Here is a 20,510-nt window from a genome sequence, read left to right as displayed (position 1 = left end):
CCGGGAAGGCGCCGGCCGGTCATGCCGGCTCCGCCAGCTTGCGGTTGACGACCTCGAAGACCTCGGCCACCGGCGCGGGCAGATTCATCTCGTGGTGCGTGGCGTGCACGTCGTGCACCTCCAGGTCACCGAGGACGTAGGGCCGCCACATGTGGTCGTACATCTCGTCCTTGAGGGTGGCGCTGAAGAACAGCACGTCGCCGCGGTAGACCGGCGATTCGTACTTCATCATGATGGACATGTCGTTGGCCAGGACCTTCGACATGTTGTCCAGCAGTTCGTCCTGGTTGTCGGTGTTGATGTAGTAACCGAAGAACTCCTCCAGTTCCTCCCGGTAGTCCGACAGCTTCTTACCGGCGTGCATCTCCGTGAATCCGTGCCCGCCCGGGTGGGAGTCCAGGATGGCCATCAGGGCGACCTCGTGCCCGCGCCGGTCGAGCACGTCGGCGACGGCGTGCCCGATCGTGCCGCCGTAGGACCAGCCGATCAGGTGGTAGGGCCCTTCCGGCTGAATTGCGAGGATCTGGGTGACGTAGTCCTCCACCATCTCCTCCACCGACGCCGCCGGCGATTCGGTGCCGTCGAAGCCGCGGGCCTGCAGGGCGTAGGCCGGCCGGTCCTGCACGTGCGTCGCGAAGCTGAAGTACGCCCAGCCCAGCCCGCCCCCTCCGTGGAAGAACCACACCGGCGGCTTGTCCGTGTCGGTGACGTTGTTCACCGGCAGGACGACCCCGAACGGATCGGCCTGGCCCTCGGGGATGCTGCCGGTGAGCAGCAGCGCGGCCAGCTCGCCCGCCCTGGGGTACTTGATGATCGTCCTGAGGGGCATGGTGACGCCGAACTCGGTGCGGATGCGTGCGCCGAGGCGGGTGGCCAGGAGCGAGTGACCGCCGAGCGCGAAGAAGTCCTCGTCGATGCCCACCTTTTCCAGGCCGAGCAACTCTCCGAAGATGGCGCACAGTTTCTCTTCGTGGGAGTTGCGCGGCGCCTGGCCGCCGGTGGTGTTCATGTCCGGCGACGGCAGTGCTCGCCGGTCGAGCTTGCCGTTCGGGGTCAGAGGGATCTCCGGCAGCAAGACCAGCGCGGAAGGCGCCATGTAGTCCGGCAGGCGCCCGCGCAGGTACTCGGACAGCTCGGCCGGCAGCCGGCCGTCCTCGGCCGCCGCGGCATCGGAGGCGGGCACCACGTACCCCACGATGTGCTTGTCGCCCTCCTGGTCCTCGCGTACCACGACCGCCGTCTGCGCCACCGCGGGGTGTCCGGCCAGTACGCTCTCGATCTCGCCCAGCTCGATCCGGAAGCCCCGGACCTTCACCTGGAAGTCGCTGCGCGCGATGTACACCAGCCGACCGTCCCTGTCCCACCGCACCAGGTCCCCGGTGCGGTACATCCGCGCACCGGCGGGGCCGAACGGGCAGGCCACGAAGCGCTCCGCGGTCAGCTCCGGCCGGCCCTGGTATCCCCGGGCCAGCCCGTCGCCGGCGATGTAGAGGTCGCCCTCCACCCCGTGCGGGACCGGGCGCAGTCGCGAGTCGAGCACGTACACCTGGGTGTTCCCGATCGGCGTCCCGATGGGCGGCGCGCCCTCGCCGGCCCGCACGGGTGCCGTGGTGGACCAGATCGTCGTCTCGGTCGGGCCGTACCAGTTGCCGACTTCGGCGGCCCGGGCCGCCAGCGTCTCGGCCAGCCGGGCCGGCAGAGCCTCCCCGCCGACCATGATCCGCAGCCCTTCCGCGGCGTCCGGCGAGCCCGTCAGCAGCATCTGCCAGAAAGCGGGCGTGGCCTGCACCGCGGTGACCTCGTGGCGGCGCAGCAGGGCCGCCACGGCCGACGCGTCGGTGACGGTGTCCTTCCCCGCCACCACCATGGCCGCCCCGGAGAGCAGCGGCAGGTACAGCTCGGTACCCGCGATGTCGAACGACACCGTCGTGGCGAACAGCATCCGGTCCGCGGACGACAGAGGGAACCGCCGCCGCGTCGTGGCGAGGTAGTTCGCCAGCGCGCCCCGCGAGACCGACACCCCCTTCGGGGTCCCCGTCGACCCCGACGTGTAGATCACGTACGCGGCGTTGTCCGGCCGGACGGCCACCTCGGGTCCGGAGTCCGGGTACCCCGAGCCGTCCGCCCCGGCCAGTGTTTCGGAGTCGAGCACCAGGACCGGGTCCGAGTGCTGAAGGACGTAGTCGATGCGGGACTGCGGGTAGTCCGGATCGATCGGGACGTAGGCTCCGCCGGACTTGAGCACGGCCAGCAGCGCCACCACGAGATCCACGGACCGGGGCAGACACACGGCGACCAGCGACTCGGCCCGTACACCGCGGTCGACCAGCCAGTGCGCCAGCTTGTCCGACCGGGCGTCGAGCTCCTGGTAGGTGAGCGACTCGTCCTCGCCGATGAGGGCGAGTGCCTCCGGTGTCGCCCGCACCTGCCCGCGTACCGCCTCCACGAGGCCCTGCTCCAGGGTCGGCTCGGCGGTGTCGTTGACCTCCACCAGCAGCCGCTCCCGCTCCTCGGCGGTCAGCACGTCGACATCCCCGACGCGCATGTCCGCGTCGGCGACCATCTGCTCCATCACCCGCGCGAACCGCGCGGCCATCGCCTCGACCGTCTCCCGGTCGAAGAGCCCGGTGGCGTACTGGATGTCGCCGTACAGCGCCCCCGAGTCGTCCGTGGACATGCTGAAGAAGAGGTCGACCATGGTCTTCGTGGTGAGAGCCTGCTGGAACTCCACGTCGAGGCCGGGGAAGTCGAGGACCGGCTTCGCGAAGTTCTGCCAGCCGCACATCACCTGGAACAGCGGCCGGTACGCCGCGGAGCGGTCCGGGTTGATCGACTCGACCAGTACGTCGAACGGCGCGTCCTGGTGCTCGTAGGCCGCCAGCGCCTTGCCGCGCACCTGCGTGAGCAGGTCGGTGAACGACGGGTCACCGGAGAGGTCCACGCGCAGCACCAGGTTGTTGACGAAGCACCCGATCAGGTCGGCCAGCGCTTCGTCGGTCCGTCCGGCGATCGGGCTGCCGATCGGCAGATCGTCCCCGCCGCCGAGCTTGGACAGCAGCACCGCCAGGGCGGTCTGCACGACCATCGACATGGTCATCGAGCGCTCGGCGGCCAGCTTCTCGAGGCCGGCCGTCACCTCCGGCCGCACGGCGAAGCCGACCGTGTCGCCGTCCGTCGAGAACTCCGCGGTCCGCGGGCGGTCCAGCGGCAGCTTCAGCGGCTGCGGCACCCCGGCCAGTTCCTTGCGCCAGTACTCGAGCTGCGCCGCGCCGAGACTCTCCGGGTCCGCCAGGTCGCCGAGCACCTCCCGCTGCCACATCGTGTAGTCCTTGTACTGCACCGGCAACGGCTCCCACCCGGGTGCGCGGCCGGCCCGGCGGGCGCCGTACGCCTCGGCGAGGTCCCGGGCCATCGGCCCGGAGGAGCTGCCGTCCGTGGCGATGTGGTGAATGACCAGGACGAGGACGTGCTCCTCGGGCGAGCAGCGCAGCAGGTGCGCCCGGAAGGGAATCTCGGCCGCCAGGTCGAATCCGTGCGCGACGACTTCGTCGACCACGCTGGAGACGCGTTCGGATGCCGTTTCGACCACCGGCACCTTCAGCTGCGCCAGCGCGTCCGCCATCGGCAGGATCCGCTGGGAGGGCCGGCCGTTGTCGTCCACCACGTACGTGGTGCGCAGGCTCTCGTGCCGCTCGACCACGTCGCGGATCGCCGCGACGAGGGCGGCCTCGTCCAGTGCCCCGGTCAGCCGCAGGGCCGACGACATGTTCCAGGTCTCCTCACCGTCCAGTTGGTGCAGGAACCAGTAGCGGCGTTGCACATACGACAGCGGAATCATTGCTCAGTCCTCCACGAACATCTGGCGCAGGCTGGGGCGGCGGGGAGCGGCCGGTTCCTCCGACCACTGGGCGAGCGCGGCCACCGTCGGCAGGTCGAAGATCTTGCGGATGGGCATCTCGATCCCCAGCTCGGCGCGGACCCGGCTGATCAGCCGGGTGGCGAGCAGGGAGTGCCCTCCGAGCTCGAAGAAGCCGTCGTCGACACCGACCCGGTCCACGCCGAGCACCTCGGCGAACAGCTCGGCCAGGGCCTTCTCACGGGGGGTGCGGGGCGCCCGGTAGAGGGCGGTGGCGAACTCCGGTTCGGGCAGCGCGGCCCGGTCCAGCTTGCCGTTGGGCATGAGGGGCAGCCGGTCCAGGAGCACGAAGGCGGACGGCACCATGAACTCGGGCAGCCGCTCGGTGACGAACCGGCGGATCTCCTCGGAGCCGGTCGCTCCCGACGCCACCACGTACGCGACGAGCTGCTTGCCGGTGCCCGTCGACTGCCGGGCGTCGACGACGGCCTGGGCGACCTCGGGGTGCGCGACGAGTGCGGCCTCGACCTCGCCGGGCTCGACGCGGAAGCCGCGCACCTTGACCTGCGCGTCCCCGCGGCCCATGTACTCCAGCCGGCCCTCGCCGGTGAAGCGGGCCAGGTCACCGGTGCGGTACATGCGCGAGCCGGACGCGCCGAACGGGTCGGCGACGAAGCGCTCGGCGGTCAGTACGGCGCGGCCGTGGTACCCGCGGGCCACCTTCCCGCCGACGTACAGCTCTCCGACCGCGCCCGGCGGCACCGGAGTGAGGCCGGGGCCGAGGACGTAGGCCCGCATGTTGCCGAGCGGGGTGCCGAGGGGCGCGTTGCCGGCCTGGCCCGGCATCTGACCGGAGACGGTGGCGGTGGTGGCGTAGAACGACTCGCTCTGCCCGTAGGCGTTGACGATGCGGACCCCGGGGAAGGCTTTGCGCACCTTGTCGACGAGCGACGAGGGCAGTGCTTCTCCGGCGAAGACGACCGTCTCCACGGTGGTGCGGTCGGCGATGTCGTCGGCCAGTTCGGCGAAGGCCGACGGCACGGTGGAGATGACGCCGCCGTTCCAGCCCTTGCGCTCGCCCAGGACCAGGACGTCCCGGACCAGTTCGACGACGCCGCCGGCGGCGAGGGTCGTGAAGATCTCGAACACGGAGACGTCGAAGTTGACCGACGTGCCCGCCAGGAGCCGCTTGCCCGGCTCCATGCCCACGCGGGAGGCGAGCTCCAGCACGCCGTTGACCACGGTCCGGTGGGTGATGGCGACGCCCTTGGGCCGGCCTGTGGAGCCGGAGGTGTACATCACGTACGCCAGTTGACGCGGGTCGGGCTGCAGTCGCGGGCCGGTGTCGTCGCCGGACAGGTCGAGCCTGTCGAGAAGGACGTCCGGGGCTTCGTGCCCGGGCAGCACCGTGGCCGTCGTGGAGTCCGTCAGGACCAGGTGCGGCCGCGCCTGGCCGAAGATGGCCTCGATGCGGTGGCTGGGGTACTTGGGGTCGACCGGCAGGTACGCGCCGCCCGCCTTCAGGACCGCGAGCAGGGCGACCACCAGGTCCGCCGAGCGCGGCAGCGACACCGCGACCACCGACTCCGGTTCCACGCCACGGCCGGCCAGTTCGCGCGCCAGGCTGTCGGCCCGTGCGTTGACCTCGCGGTACGTGAGCGACTCGCCCTCGACGATCAGGGCGGTTGCGTCCGGGGTGCGGGCCGCCTGTGCCTCGACGAGCCCGGTGACCGTGACGTCCGGGATCGGGACGGCGGTGTCGTTGAACTCGACGAGCAGGCGGTCGTGTTCGGCCGGCTCCAGGGCCGCGATCTGGGCGACCCTCAGCTCGGGAGTGGCCGCCAGCTGTTCCAGGACGCGCACGAACCGGGCCGCGTACCCCTCCACCGTGCTCCGGTCGAAGGCACCGGGCGTGTACTGGAGGAGGAACTGGACGTTCCCTTCCACCGCCGCCATGAGAGCCAGCGGGTAGTGCGTGCCGTTGGAGGGGCGCAGCCCGGTGATGGCGATGCCGCCCGCGGCCTCGGTGGCGGCGCCGATGCCCTCCTGGTCGACCGGGTACGACTCGAAGACGACCAGCGTGTCGAAGAGGGACTGCAGGCCGGCGGCCTGCTGGATCTCCGTGAGGCCGTAGTGGTGGTGTTCCAGGAGTTCGGCCTGCCGGCCCTGCAGCCGGGTGACGACCTCGGCGAGGGTGTCGCCGGGGGCGTACCGCACCCGTACGGGGAGGGTGTTGATGAACATCCCGACCATCGACTCGACACCCGGCACCGCGGCCGGGCGGCCGGAAACGGTGGCGCCGAACACCAGGTCCTGGCGGCCCGTGAGCTGGCCGAGCAGCAGCGCCCATGCACCCTGGACCATGGTGTTGACGGTGACGCCCAGCTCGGAGGCGCGCCGGTTGAGCCGGCCGGACACCTCGGGCGTGAGGGCGAAGTCGACCTGGTCGAGGCCGTCGTCGTGCGTGGCCGCCGGGGCGAGCAGGGTCGGTTCCTCGACCCCGTCGAGCTCGGCCGCCCACGCCCGTGCCGCCGCGTCCTGGTCCTGCCGTGCGCGCCAGGCCAGGAACTCGCCGTAGCTGCGCGTGGCGGGCAGAGAGGCTTCGTCACCGGGGGACGCGTAGAACAGCAGCAGGGACTGCAGCAGCAGAGGGGTCGACCAGCCGTCGTACAACGCGTGGTGGGTGGTCATCACGAGTTCGGCCCGGCCGGGCTCGAGGTGGACGAGCGCCAGCCGCATCAGCGGCGGGGTGTCCACGTCGAAGTGGGCGGCCCGGTCCTCGGTGAGGAACTGCTCGAGCCTGTCGGTTCGCTCCGCCTCGCCGTGACCGGTCAGATCCAGGTACTGCCAGGGCAGGGTCACCCCGTCCGCCGGCACCACCTGTACGAAGTCGCCGTCGGCCCGGTCGGCGAACGCCGCGCGGAGGTTGGCGTAGCGCCCCAGCAGGGCCTGCCCGGCCCGGCGCATCCGCTCCGGGTCCACGTCACCGGAGAGGTGGAACACCAGCTGCACGTGGTAGGCGTCGAAGGAGGACCCGGCCAGCATCGAGTGGAAGAGGATCCCGGACTGCGCCGGGGTGACCGGCCACACCTCGGCCAGGTGGCCGAAGCGGGACTCCCAGGTGTCGATCTCCTCCTGGCTCACGTCGACCAGGGGCGCGTCCGCCGGGGTCATGCCGCCGGCCTCGGGGGTCGCGGCGTGCCGGGCCAGGGCGGTGAGCGCCTGGACCCAGAGCCCGGTCAGCTCGGTCACCTCGTCCCTGGAGAGAACACCGGTGGGGAAGCCGAAGTAGGCGGTCAGCTGCTCGCCTTCGGCCGTGCTGGTGGCCACGGCGTTGATCTCCAGCGCCGACAGCACCGGCATGTCGGCGTCGGGCGCGGCTATCAGGTCCCGTTGCGTGGTGTCCGGTGCCCAGCCCAGGCCGCGCAGTTCCTCGGGGATGTCCGCGCCGGAGGTCCGGCCGAGGTAGTTGAACCCGATCTGTGGTTCGCGGCCCTGGGCCAGCGCGGCGGCGGTGTCCGGGTTGAGGTGGCGTAGCAGGCCATAGCCGATTCCGTTGTCCGGAGCCGCCCGCAGCTGCTCCTTGACCGCCTTGACCGCCCGGCCGGCGGCCGGGCCGCCGGCGAACGCGTCCGCCACGTCGACGCCGGCCAGGTCGAGGCGCACCGGATACATCGCGGTGAACCACCCGAGGGTGCCGGTCAGATCCGCGCCGGGCACCACGTACTCTTCCCGGCCGTGCCCTTCGAGACGGACCAGTGTCGAGGATGCGGGGGTGCCGCGGCTGTGGCGCCAGCGGGCCAGAGCCAGGGCCAGAGCGGCCAGCAGCCCGTCGTCGACCCCGCCGCGGAAGACCGTGGGCACCGTGTTCAGCAGGGCGTCGGTGACATCGGCCGGGATCTGGATGCGCACCGTGTCCACGGTGGCGGCGACATCCCGCGCGGGGTCCAGCGCCCGTGCGCCCAGCACGGGCTCGTCCGTGCGCACCGTCTCCTGCCACAGGGGCAGTTCCGCCACCCGCTCCGGGGCGGCCGCCTCCTCGGCCAGGGCGTGCGCCCAACGGCGCAGCGACGTGCCCACCGCGGCCTGCGCCGTCGTGCGGCCGTCCCGGACCCGCTGCCAGGCCGACACCAGATCCGGTACGAGGATCCGCCAGGACACCCCGTCGACGACCAGGTGGTGCAGCACGATCAACAGCCAGCCCGCCCCGGTGTCGGAGGTGAACCACACGAACTGCGCCATCACACCGGTGTCGGGGTCCAGCCGGTCCGCGGCCGCGTCCAGCTCGGCGTGCACATCGGTGCCGTGGGGGACCTCCCGCAGCAGCGTGCCGGCGTCCACGCTTCCGGCCGGCCCGATCCACAGGCCCGGCTGCGTCCGGTCGAGCCGGGAACGCAGCACGTCGTGCCGGTCCAGCACGGTCTGCACCGTCGCTGTCAGTCCCGCGCGGTCGATGTCCTCGGGCAGGGTCAGCATCCCGGACATGCAGAACCGGCCGAGGCCCCCGCCGAGTTCGAGCACATGCTTCGCCGTCGGCATCAGCGGAGCGAATCCGGCGCCGCCGCCCGGCAGCTCGGCCAGGGTCACGCGTTCCTCCGCGCGTCCTTCGACCAGTTCCGCGAGCTGGGCGACCGTGGGGTGCTCGAAGATCTCGCGCGTGCTGATCTCTATGCCACGCGCCCTGGCCCGCGCGACGACCTGGATGGAGCGGATGCTGTCCCCGCCGCTGACGAAGAAGTCGTTGTCGATGCCGACGCTGTCCACGCCGAGCACCTCGGCGAACAGCGCGCCGAGGGTCTCCTCGATCTGATTGCGCGGTGCCCGGCCGGTCGTTGCCTGCGCGTCGTCCGGCGGCGGCAGCAGCCGGTGGTTCAGCTTCCCGCTCGGAGTCAGCGGCAGTTCCGTGAGGGGCACGAAGGCGGGAGGGACCATGTAGTCGGGCAGTCGCCCGCGCAGGTACTCGGGCAGCTCGACGAGCAGCGGGCCGAGCGACCTGGCCAGCGCCGGGGCGTTCGCCCGGGCCCGCCCGCCCGCTCCGCCGGCGACGAATGTGCCCGCGACGTTTCCCTGCGCGGTCTGCGGCCCGGGCAGCACCACCGCTTCGTAGCACCGCAGGTCCTCGCCCGACCAGGTGAGGACCGCGTCCCGGCCGTGCTCGCGCGCCCACTGGAGCAGTTCCTGCGGGTCGGCCGGTCTGCCGGGCAGGGGCGCCGGGTCGAGGAGGCCTGTCGACACGGTCAGGGCGACTTCCACGAGCAGGCGCGCGTTGGGTATCCCGGCCACCCGGACGGGGCCGCCCGCCCGGTCCGCGTAAGCGCCCAGGTCGTCCAGGTCCGCCACCTCCCGGCCCCACCGCACCGACGGCACGCCGGTCAGGTCGAGCGCGTCGGCCGGCTGCTTGTGCAGGACCACCTCGTAGCGGTGCCGGGTCAGCTCGTTGTGCGCCTGCCCGGGCTTCAGCCGGATGTCGACGGCCGCGCCGGTGTCCGCCGCCAGCTCGGTGAACCACTCCGGGGCGATCACCAGCTCCTGCTCGGCGAGCATCTCCTTCTCCACCAGCGTGCGCAGCTCCTCGTGCGAGGCATGCGGGTGCGCGGCACGCTGCACCGCGGTCTGGAAGAGACGGAGTGTCGTGGCGTTGCGGACGTCGCCGACGACGATGCGGCCGCCCGGCACGAGGAGGTCCATCGCCTGGCGCAGGACCTGGTCCAGGTACTCGATGCCCGGGAAGTACTGCACGACCGAGTTGAGGAAGACGGTGTCGAACCGGCCGCGGGGCAGCCCGGACACGTCGTCGGCCGGCTGGGCGCTCAAGTGGATGCGGTCGCCGTATCCGGCCTGTTCGGCCTGGGCCCTGACCCGGTCCACCACCGGCGCCGAGATGTCGGTTCCCCAGTACTCCTCGACCTCACCGATGATCTTCCCCAGGAGCAGACCGGAACCGATGCCGATCTCCAGCACCCGACGCGGCGCGTACCGCAGCACCTGTGCCACGGCCCCGTCCTGCCATTCCAGCATCTGCTCGCGCGGGATCGGCTCACCGGTGTAGCTGGAGTTCCAGCCCCGGAAGTCGTCGCCCAGTCCGTCGTCGAACTCGGAGTAGTTGTCGTCGTAGATCTCGCGCCACTCGTCCACCTGGGCATCGGCGTCAGCCACGGCGGCGTCGTACGGCTTGGGCACCAGGTACCCGACGAGCTGCTTGTCACCCTGCTGGGTCTCACGCACCACGACCGCCGCCTGCGCCACACCGGGGTGCGTCGTCAGCGCGTGCTCGATCTCACCGAGCTCGATGCGGAAGCCGCGGAGCTTGACCTGGAAGTCGCTTCGCCCGAGGTACTCGACCTGGCCGTCCCTGTTCCACCGCACCAGGTCTCCGGTGCGGTACATCCGGCTGCCCGGCGCCCCGAACGGGCAGGCCACGAACCGGCCCGCGGTCAGCCCCGTCTGCCCGAGATAGCCCCGGGCGAGGTTGGTGCCGGCCAGGTAGAGCTCGCCGGCGACTCCGGGCGCGACCGGACGCAGCGCCGAGTCCAGCACGTACACCTGGGTGTTCCAGATCGGTGCGCCGATCGGCAGCCGGTCGGCGCCCGGTACGTGCTTGCACGCGGTGACTTCGACCGCCGCCTCGGTGGGGCCGTAGAGGTTGTGCGCGGCGCATCCCGGCAGCAGGTCCACGACCCTGTCGGCCAGCGCGGCCGGGAACGCCTCGCCTCCCGCCTCCACCCAGCGCAGGCTGGAGCACTTTGAGGCCGTCGGCTCGGCGACGAACACCTCCAGCAGCGAGGGGACGAAGAAGGCACCTGTCACACCCTCCCGCCGGATCAGCTCGGCCAGGTACGCCGGGTCCCGCTGTCCGTCGGGACGTGCGATCACCAGGGCCGCGCCGGCCTGCAGGGGCGTGAACGTCTCCGGCACCGACGCGTCGAAGCTCGCCGACGAGCTCACCAGCACCCGGTCCTCGGCACCGATCCCGAAGTACGACCGGCGCCACGTCAGCATGTTCATGACCGCGCGGTGTTCCACCTGCACACCCTTGGGGGCGCCGGTGGACCCGGAGGTGTAGATGACGTACGCGGTGTTGTCCGGCGACAGCTCCCGCTCCGGGTTCGTCTCCGGGTACCCGGACACGTCCGGAAGCTCCTCGTCGAGCACCAGCAGCGGCTTCGCGTCGTCCAGCAGGTAGCGCACCCGGTCCTCGGGCAGCTCGGTGCCCACCGGCAGGTAGGCCGCGCCCGCCTTGAGCGCCGCGTGGACCGCCACGATCAGGTCCACGGAGCGGGGGATCCGCACCGCGACCAGCCGCTCGGGACCAGCGCCCTGTTCGACCAGCCAGTGCGCCAGCCGGTTCGCACGCCGGTTGAGCTCCCCGTAGGTCAGCGACTCCTTCTCGCCGATCAGGGCGAGCCGGTCGGGCGCACGCTCCACCTGGGCCTCGAACGCGCCCGGCAGGGTGTCCGCGGCCACCGGACGCACCGTGTCGTTGAGCCGGCGCACCAGCAGGTCCCGCTCGTCCGGCGCCAGCACGTCGACGGCACCGACCGGCAGCGACGGGTCCTCGAGCACCTGCTCCAGGACGCGCACGAACCGGTCGACGACGGAGACGGCCGTGGTGTGGTCGAACAGATCCGTCGCGTACTCCAGCAGCCCGTGCGCGCCGCCGGACGCCTTCGGGACGACGTTGAAGAACAGGTCGAACTTCGCGGTGCCGGTGACCGCCGGGAGCGGGGTGACCTGCAGATCCGGCATCTCCAGGTCCGGCCATACGAACTGCCAGCCCAACACCGTCTGGAACAGCGCCTGGTAGGCGGTGGAGCGCTCCGGATTGAGCACTTCCACCAGCCGCTCGAAGGGTATGTCCTGGTTGTCGTACGCGGCGAGGGCCTTGTCCCGCACCTGTTCCAGGAGATCGGCGAACGACGGGTTCTTCGACAGGTCGGCGCGCAGCACCCAGGTGTTGACGAAGAACCCGATCAGGTCGTCGAGCTGCTCGTCGGCGCGTCCCTCGATCGGGCTGCCGATCGGCAGGTCCTCTCCCGCGCCCAGTTTGTTCAGCAGCACCGCCAGCGCGGCCTGGGCCACCATCGGTCCCGTGGCGCCGTGGTCCACGGCCAGCTTCTGCAGCCGGCTCACCAGCTCGGGTGCCAGCTCGAAGGGGACCTCGCCGCCGCGGTGGCTGGCCGTCGACGGCCGCGGTCTGTCCAGCGGCAGCTGCAGCGGCTGCGGTATCGCGGCAAGCTCCTTGCGCCAGTAGGCGAGTTGCTGGGCGACGACGCTCTCCGGGTCGTCCTCGTCGCCCAGGAGCTGCTGCTGCCACAGCGTGTAGTCCTTGTACTGCACCGCCAGCGGCTCCCACTCCGGCGCGTTCCCTTGATGGCGAGCCGCGTACGCCGACATGAGATCCCGCAGGAACGGCGCCATCGACGCTCCGTCCGCGGCGATGTGGTGGAAGGAGAAGACCAGGACGTGCTCCTGCGGGGCGACCTGGACCACGGTCGTCCGCAGGGGAAGGTCCGTGCCCAGGTCGAACGGCTCGCAGGTGGCCTCACGCACCGCGGCGTCCGCCGCGTCCGCGGTCACCTCGACCACCCGGAAGACGAGGTCCGCCTGTTCCGGAGGAACGATCCGCTGCTCGAGCGTGCCGTCCGCGTTCTCCTGGACCAGGGTGCGCAGGCTCTCGTGCCGGGTGACGACATCCGCGACCGCCGCGGCCAGGGCCGTCGTGTCCAGCGTCCCTTGCAGGCGCAGTACGAACGGGACGTTGTACGTGGCGGAGGGGCCTTCCAGCTTGTGGAGGAACCACATCCGGCTCTGGGCAAAGGACAACGGAATCATCGACGGTTCTCCTGTACGCTCATCTGTCGCAGCTGGGGACGTTTCGACGGCGCCAGCTGCTTGATCTGCTCCGCGAGCTGGGCGACGGTCGGATTGCGGAACACCGTCGTGACCTTCACGTCGGCTTTGAGTTCGCTGCGGATGCGGCCGGTCAGCCGGGTGGCCAGCAGCGAATGCCCACCGTGGTCGAAGAAGTCGACGTCGATGCCGACCTCCTCCAGTCCGAGCAGCTCGGCGAACAGCCGGCAGAGGACTTCCTCCTTGGGGTCGCGCGGCCCTCGTCCGGCCGCGGCCTCGGTGTGGTCCGGTGCGGGGAGCGCCCTGCGGTCGAGCTTCCCGCTCGGTGTCGTGGGCAGCTCGGCGAGCGGCACGATCGCCGAGGGGACCATGTACTCCGGCAGGTTCTCCCGGGTCCGGTCGGCGAGGGCCGTCAGGTCCAGGTCGGTGTGCGCCGTGCCGTTGCCCGGCACCACGTAGGCGACCAGGCGCTGGACGTCGGCGCTGTCCTCGCGTACGACGACGACCGCGTTGTCGACGTCCGGGTGGGCGGTCAGGGCCTGCTCGATCTCACCGAGTTCGATGCGGAAGCCGCGGACCTTGACCTGGAAGTCGGTGCGGCCGAGGTACTCGACCTGGCCGTCCTCGCTCCAGCGGACCAGGTCGCCGGTGCGGTACATGCGGGCGCCTGGCTCACCGAAGGGGCAGGCCACGAACCGGCCCGCGGTCAGCCCCGTCTGCCCCAGGTAGCCGCGGGCCAGGCCGGTGCCGGCGAGGTACAGCTCGCCGGCGACCCCCGGCGCGACCGGACGCAGCGCCGAGTCCAGGACGTACACCTGCGTGTTCCAGACCGGCGCGCCGATCGGCACCCGGTCCGCGCCCGGCACGTGCTGCCAGGCGGTGACCTCCACCGACGCCTCGGTGGGCCCGTAGAGGTTGTACACCCCGCAGTTCGGCAGCAGGTCGGCCGCCTTGTTGGCCAGGGAGGGCGGGAACGCCTCGCCGGCGACCTCGATCCAGCGCAGGCTGGTGCACTCCTTCGCCGAGGGCTCGATGACGAACGCCTCCAGGAGCGAGGGCACGAAGTCGGCGCCGGTCACGCCCTCGCGCCGGATCAGTTCGGCGAGGTAGGAGGGGTCCCGGCGGCCGTCGGGACGCGCGATCACGATCGCCGCACCGACCTGGAGCGGCGCGAACAGCTCCGGCACCGACACGTCGAAGCTCGCCGTCGTGCTCAGCAGCACCCGGTCCTCGGGGCCGACGTCGAAGTGCGACAGACCCCACGCGAGCCGGTTCATGATCGACCGGTGGGCGACCTGCACGCCCTTGGGGCCGCCGGTGGAGCCGGAGGTGTAGATGACGTACGCCGCGTGGTCCGGCGACAGCCCGCGCTCCGGGTTGCTCTCCGGACAGCCGGTGACGTCCGGGAGGGCCTCGTCCAGGACCAGCAGCGGCCGGGCGCTGTCCAGCACGTGCCGCACCCGGTCCTCGGGCAGTTCGGGGTCGATCGGCAGATAGGCCGCGCCGGCCTTGACCACCGCGTAGATCGCCACCAGGAGGTCGACGGAGCGCGGGATCTTCACCGCTACCAGCCGCTCCGGGCCCGCGCCCCGCTCCACCAGCCAGTGCGCCAGCCGGTTCGCCCGCCGGTTGAACTCCCCGTAGGTCAGCGACTCCTCCTCGCCGACCAGCGCCACCCGCTCCGGATCCCGCGCCGCCTGCGCCTCGAACGCGCCCGGCAGGGTTTCCGGGGCCACCTCGCGCGCCGTGTCGTTGACCTGGCGCACCAGCCGGTCCCGCTCGTCGTCCGCGAGGACGTCGACGGCGCCGACCGGCACGTTGGGGTCCTGGAGGACCTGCTCCAGCACCCGGACCAGCCGGGCAGCGATCACCTCGGCCTTCTCGCGGTCGTAGATGTTGCGCTGGTAGTCGAGGGAGAGCCGCAGGTAGGGGTCCGAGGAGTTGAGGGTGAGCGGGTAGTGCGAGCCGGCGAACGGCCGGATGGCGTCGATCGTGAAGCCCGCCGAGGCGTTGGCGTCGACGATGCCCTCGCGGTCGATCGGGTAGTTCTCGAACACGACGATGGTGTCGAAGAGGGAGGGCAGCCCGACGCCGCGCTGGATGTCGGCAAGGCCGTAGTAGTGGTGGTCGAGCAGGGTGATCTGCCGGTCCTGCAGATCGGTGACGACCTCCGCGAGGCTGCGGTCCGGCCGGCACGACGCCCTGGTGGGCAGGGTGTTGATGAAGAGTCCGACCATCTCGTCCGAGCCGGTCAGCTCCGCCGGGCGGCCGTTGACTGCGGCGCCGAACACCACGTCCTGCTGCCCGGTCAGCTTCGAGAGCACGATCGCCCAGGCTCCTTGCAGGAGCGTGTTCAGGGTGACCCCGAGTTCCGCGGCACGCCGGGCCAGCTCCCGCCCCTTGTCGATCGACAGCGGCACCTCGACCCGGCCGAGGGCGGTCGCCTCTCCCTCGGAGCGGAGCCCGGCGGCCACGAGGGTGGGCTCGTCGAATCCGTCGAGCTCGGCCTGCCAGCGGGCCGCCGACGCCTTGCGGTCCTGCTGGGACAGCCAGGCCAGGTAGTCGCCGTAGCCGCGGACCGGGGCGAGGCCGTCGGTCCCGGCGTACAGGCGGATCAGGTCCTTGATGACCAGCGGGGAGGACCAGCCGTCGAAGAGGGTGTGGTGGGCCGTGATGATGAGCTTCGCCCGCTGCGGCCCGCACGTGAGCAGGGCCAGACGGAACAGCGGCGGCCGGGCGGGGTCGAGGCGGTCGGCCCGGTCGTCGGCGAGGGCCTGGTCGAGCGCCGCGTCCTGCTCGGCCTCGTCGCGGCCGGTCAGGTCGAGGTGCCGCCAGGGCACGGCGACGTGCTCCGCCACGACCTGCACCGGGTCGCCGTCGGCCGCGGTGAGGAACGCGGAGCGCAGGTTCGGGTAGCGCTCCAGGAGCGCCTGCCCGGCCGCCCGCATGCGGTCCGGCTCCACGTGCCCGGACAGGTGCAGTACGAACTGCATGTGGTAGACGTCGAAGGAGTCCTCGGCGAACGCGGCCTGGAACTGGATGCCGGACTGCCCCGGGGCCTGCGGCCACACCTGCTCCAGCCGGCCGTAGCGCTCCTCCCAGGTGTGGATCTCCTCCTGCCGCACCGAGACCAGCGGGGCGTCCGAGGGGGTGAGGCCGCCGGCGTCCGGGCGGGCGGCGTGCGCGGCCATGCCGTGCAGCACCTCGGCCCACAGCCGGGCCAGTTCCTCGGTCCGCTCCCGGCTCAGGACGCCGGTGGCGAACATGAGGGCGGCCTGGAGCCGGGTGCCGTCGGGGGCGTCCGTGGCGACCGAGTTGACCTCCAGCGCGGACAGCGCGGGCAGGTCCGGGTCGGGCGCCGCGACCAGCTCGGAGGACCAGGACGCCGGTCCCCAGCCCTGCGCGCGCAGGTGCTCGGGCACGTCGGACCCGGAGATCCTGCCGAGGTAGTTGAAGCCGATCTGCGGCGCCGGGTGGTCGGCGAGCTGCTCGGCGGTCTCCGGGTTCAGGTGGCGCAGCAGCCCGTAGCCGATCCCCTTGTCCGGGACCGTGCGGAGCTGTTCCTTGACCAGCTTGATCGCCTGGCCGGCGGCGGGGCCGCCGGCCAGGACGCCGGCCGGGTCCACCCCGCGCACGTCGACGCGGGCCGGGTACATGCTGGTGAACCAGCCGGCGGTACGGGAGAGGTCGGCGCCGGGGACGAGGTCCTCCTCGCGGCCGTGTCCCTCCAGGCGGACCAGGGTCGAGCGGTCCGTGCCGCGCCACCGGCCGACGGCGCACGCGAGCGCGGCGAGCAGGACGTCGGTCGCGGTGCCCCGGTACGCCGCGGGGAGCCTGGTGAGGACCGCCTCGGTGACGTCGGCGGGCAGTTCCAGGCGCACGGTGTCGACCGTGGACCACGTGTCCAGCGCCGGGTCGAAGGCCCGCGCGCCGAGCGGCGGGTCGGACGCCTCCAGCAGGTCGCGCCAGTACTCCAGTTCGGCCTCGCGCTTGTCGGAGAGCGCCTCGTCCTTGAGCGCCAGGGCCCAGCGCCGGGCCGAGGTGCCGACCGCGGGCAGTTCGGGTGCCTTGCCGGAGCTGACCTGCTGCCACGCCTCGGCGAGGTCCGACATGAGGATGCGCCAGGTGACGCCGTCCACCACGAGGTGGTGCAGCACCACGAGCAGCCGTCCCTCACCCGAGCCGGCGGCGAACCAGACGAAGTCCGCCATGGTCCCGGCCTCGGGGTCGAGCCGTCCGACCGCGTCGTGCAGCTCCGCCTTCGCCGCCCGGAGCGCCGCCGGCTCCTCCCACCGTCCGTCGCAGTCGACCCGGCGGATCAGGTCCGCCGCCCGTACGGCGCCCGGCTCGCGGACGACGAGGGCGGGCTCGTCGCCGCGGACCAGGCGGGCGCGCAGCAGGTCGTGCCGGTCGAGCACGGCGTCGAGCGTGGCGGCGAGGCCGTCCGCGTCGATGCCCCCGGGCAGTTCCAGCACCATCGACATAGCGAAACGGTTCGTCCCGCCGCCGTGCTCGAACACGTGCCGGGCCACCGGCTGGAGCGGCATCGGTCCGACGCCGCCGCCCTCCAGTTCCGCGAGCACGGGCGCCCGGCCCTGGCGGTCGGCGGCCGCCTCGGCCAGCCGGGCCGCCGTGCGGCACTCGAAGATCTCCCGCGTGGTCAGGTCCAGGCCCCGGGCGCGGGCCCGCGCCACCACCTGGATCGAACGCAGGCTGTCGCCGCCGACGGCGAAGAAGTCGTCGTCGGCCCCGACCCGCTCCACACCGAGGACGTCCGCGTAGGCGGCGGTGATGATCCGCTCGGTCTCGGTGCGCGGCTCCCGGTAGGCCTCGCCCAGGAACTCCGGCTCGGGCAGCGCCTTGCGGTCCAGCTTGCCGGTCGGGCCCAGCGGCAGCCGGCCGAGGGCCACGAACGCGGAGGGGACCATGTAGTCGGGCAGGCGGGCGGCGACGTACTTGCGCAGTTCGGCGGCCGAGGCGCCGGCCTGCACGTCCACGTCGCCGATGCCGCCGGCGCCGTCGTCGCCGACGGCGCCTTCGCCGGTGTGGACGACGTAGGCGACGAGCTGCCTGCCGCCCGAGGGTGCCTCGCGGCCGATCACCACGGCCTCGCTGATGCCGGGGTGCTGGGTGATCGCGGCCTCGACCTCGGCGGTCTCGATGCGGAAGCCGCGCACCTTCACCTGGCCGTCGCCGCGGCCCACGCACTCCAGGCGTCCCTCGGCGTTCCAGCGGGCCAGGTCGCCGGTGCGGTACATGCGTTCGCCGGCGGGGCCGAAGGGGCTGGCCACGTAGCGTTCGGCGGTCAGGCCGGGCCGGTCGTGGTAACCGCGGCCCAGGCAGGTGCCGGCGACGTACAGCTCGCCGATGACGCCCTGCGGGACCGGGGCGAGGCCCGGGCCGAGGACGTAGGCCCGCATGTTGCCGAGCGGGGTGCCGATGGGTGCGACGTCGCCCTGCGTCCACTCCTCGGCAGGGTCGAGGCAGAAGGTGGTGGCGTAGAAGCTTTCGCTCTGGCCGTAGGAGTTGACGATCCGCGCGCCGGGCAGCGTCTCGCGCACCTGGCGCACCAGCCGGGCCGGGAGGACGTCACCGGCGAAGACGACGGTGCGCACGTCGGGGGTCTTGTCCAGGTGTCCGACCAGTTCGCCGAGCACGGAGGGGACGCCGCTGACGACCTGGCCCCTCCAGCCGTCCCGCTCGCCGAGCGCCAGCGCGTTGGGGACCAGTTCGGCGGTGCCGCCGGTGGTGAGGGCGGTGAGCAGTTCGAAGACGGAGACGTCGAAGTTGACGGAGGTGCCGGCCAGCATCCGCCACCCGGGCGCCGGGTCGAGGACGCGGGCCAGTTCGCGTATGCCGTTGACGACGCCCCGGTGGGTGAGGGCGGCGCCCTTGGGCTTGCCGGTGGAGCCGGAGGTGTACATCACGTAGGCGAGGTTGTCCGGGCCGAGCGGCGCGCGGCGGCCCGCGTCGCCGGGGTCCCCGCGGGGGGTGTCCCACTGCGCGCGCAGGTCGACGTCGACGGTCTGGTAGTCGCCGGGCGGCAGCTCGCGCGCGGTGGCCGTGTCGGTGACGGCGAACCGCGGGCGGGCCTCGGCCAGCACGGTGTGCGCCCGCCCGCCGAGGTACTGCGGGTCCATCGGCACGTAGCCGGCGCCGGACTTGAGGATGCCGAGCAGGCCGGCCACCAGGTCCTGCGTGCGCGGCAGGGCGAGGGCCACCAGGTCCTCCGGCCCTGCGCCGCGCCGGACCAGCTCCCGGGCGATGCCGTTCGCCCGGTGGTCGAGTTCTCGGTAGGTCAGGGTCCGGCCGTCGCACTCGAGCGCCGGGGCGTGGGGGGTGCGGGCGACCTGGTACTCGAAGAGCTGCGGGACGGTCAGGTCGGGCACCTCGGTGGCGCGGTCGCCGGACCGGGTGAGCCAGCGCTCACGCTCGGTCTCGTCGAGCACGTCGACGGTGGCGACCGCGCGTTCGGGGTCGGCCACGAGCCGGCCCAGGACGCGGACGAAGCGCTGCGCGAGGGCCTCGGCGGTGTCCTGGTCGAAGAGGCTGGTGGCGTACTCCAGCCGGCACCGCGCCCCGCCGTCGTTGTCCGGGAGCAGGTCGAAGAACAGGTCGAACTTGGCCGTGCGGGTCTCCAGCCGCTCGACCTCGACGCCGAGGCCGGGCAGTTGGAGCGGCGGCACGGGCGGCTGCCAGGAGAGCATGACCTGGAAGAACGGGTTGTAGGCGGTCGACCGGTGCGGGTTGAGCCGCTCCACCAGCCGCTCGAAGGGCATGTCCTGGTTGTCGTAGGCGGCCAGCGACCGCTCGCGGACCCGCGCGAGCACGTCGTGGAAGGTCGGGTTGCCGGAGAGGTCGGCGCGCAGCACCCAGGTGTTGACGAAGAAGCCGACGAGGTCGCGCAGTTCCTCGTCGGTGCGGTCGGTGATGGGCGCGCCGATGGGCAGGTCGTCGCCGCAGCCGAGGTGGTGCAGGAGCACCGCCAGCGCCGAGTGCATGACCATCGACACGGTGGCGTCCCGTTCGACGGCCAGCTTCTCCACGGACCGCAGCAGGCCGGGGTCGATGTCGAAGCGGACCCGGTCGCCCTCGGAGCGCATCACCCGGGGGCGGGGGCGGTCCGTGGGCAGGGGCAGCGGCTGCGGCAGGCCGGCCAGCGCCTCGCGCCAGTACGCCAGCTGACGGGCCGACAGGCTCTCGGGGTCGTCCTCGTCACCGAGCACGTCCAGCTGCCACAGCGTGTAGTCCGCGTACTGCACCGGCAGCGGCTCCCACGCGGGGGCGCCGCCCTCGGCGCGGGCCGCGTAGGCCGTGGTGAGGTCGCGGAACAGCGGCCCGAAGGACTCGCCGTCCACGGCGATGTGGTGGGCCACGACGACGAGGGTGTGGTCGCGCGGTCCGCAGCGCAGCAGGGCGGCGCGCACCGGCACGTCGGCGGCCAGGTCGAAGGTCTCGGTGGCCGTCCGGTCGACCGCCGCCGCCAGTTCCTCCTCGGTGACCTCGACGACCGGCAGGCGGAACGGCTTCTGCCCGGAGGCCAGCACCCGCTGGTGCGGGACGCCGTCGTCGTCCTCGACGATCACCGTGCGCAGGGCCTCGTGGCGGTCGAGGACGTCGCCGAGGGCCGCCTGGAGCGCTGCCACGTCCAGGTCGCCGGTCAGGCGCAGGGCGAAGGCGCCGTTGTAGGTCGGTGAAGGTCCCTCGAACCGGTCCACGAACCACAGCCGGCGCTGCGCGAACGACAACGGGATCATTGTGTCTCCAAAATCGGCGGACCGGTCAGCGGTCGTCAGTTGTCAGT

The 20,510-nt window shown here is 72.3% G+C and carries 3 protein-coding genes; all 3 read right to left on the bottom strand.

Annotated features, from left to right (window positions below):
* Window positions 1-19: 19 nt before the first annotated feature.
* The 3 genes from MTR79_RS16180 to MTR79_RS16170 are packed head-to-tail and all read right to left on the bottom strand — an operon-like array spanning window position 20 to window position 20,463.
* Entirely contained in the window at window positions 20-3,838 is a 3,819-nt protein-coding gene (locus MTR79_RS16180; RefSeq protein ID WP_244790863.1) for a non-ribosomal peptide synthetase, read from the bottom strand.
* Window positions 3,839-3,841: 3 nt separating this feature from the next.
* Window positions 3,842-12,688, bottom strand: a complete 8,847-nt coding sequence (locus MTR79_RS16175) for a non-ribosomal peptide synthetase (protein ID WP_244790861.1) — start codon at window positions 12,686-12,688, stop codon at window positions 3,842-3,844.
* The gene (locus MTR79_RS16170) at window positions 12,685-20,463 is read right to left on the bottom strand and encodes a non-ribosomal peptide synthetase (protein ID WP_244790859.1); all 7,779 of its coding nucleotides are present in this window, start codon (window positions 20,461-20,463) and stop codon (window positions 12,685-12,687) included. Before MTR79_RS16170 ends, MTR79_RS16175 begins: the two co-directional genes overlap by 4 nt.
* Window positions 20,464-20,510 lie beyond the last annotated feature (47 nt).

Source organism: Streptomyces sp. BJ20, assembly GCF_022869105.1.
Classification (GTDB): domain Bacteria; phylum Actinomycetota; class Actinomycetes; order Streptomycetales; family Streptomycetaceae; genus Streptomyces; species Streptomyces griseoincarnatus.
This window is presented reverse-complemented; position numbering and strand designations above follow the sequence as displayed.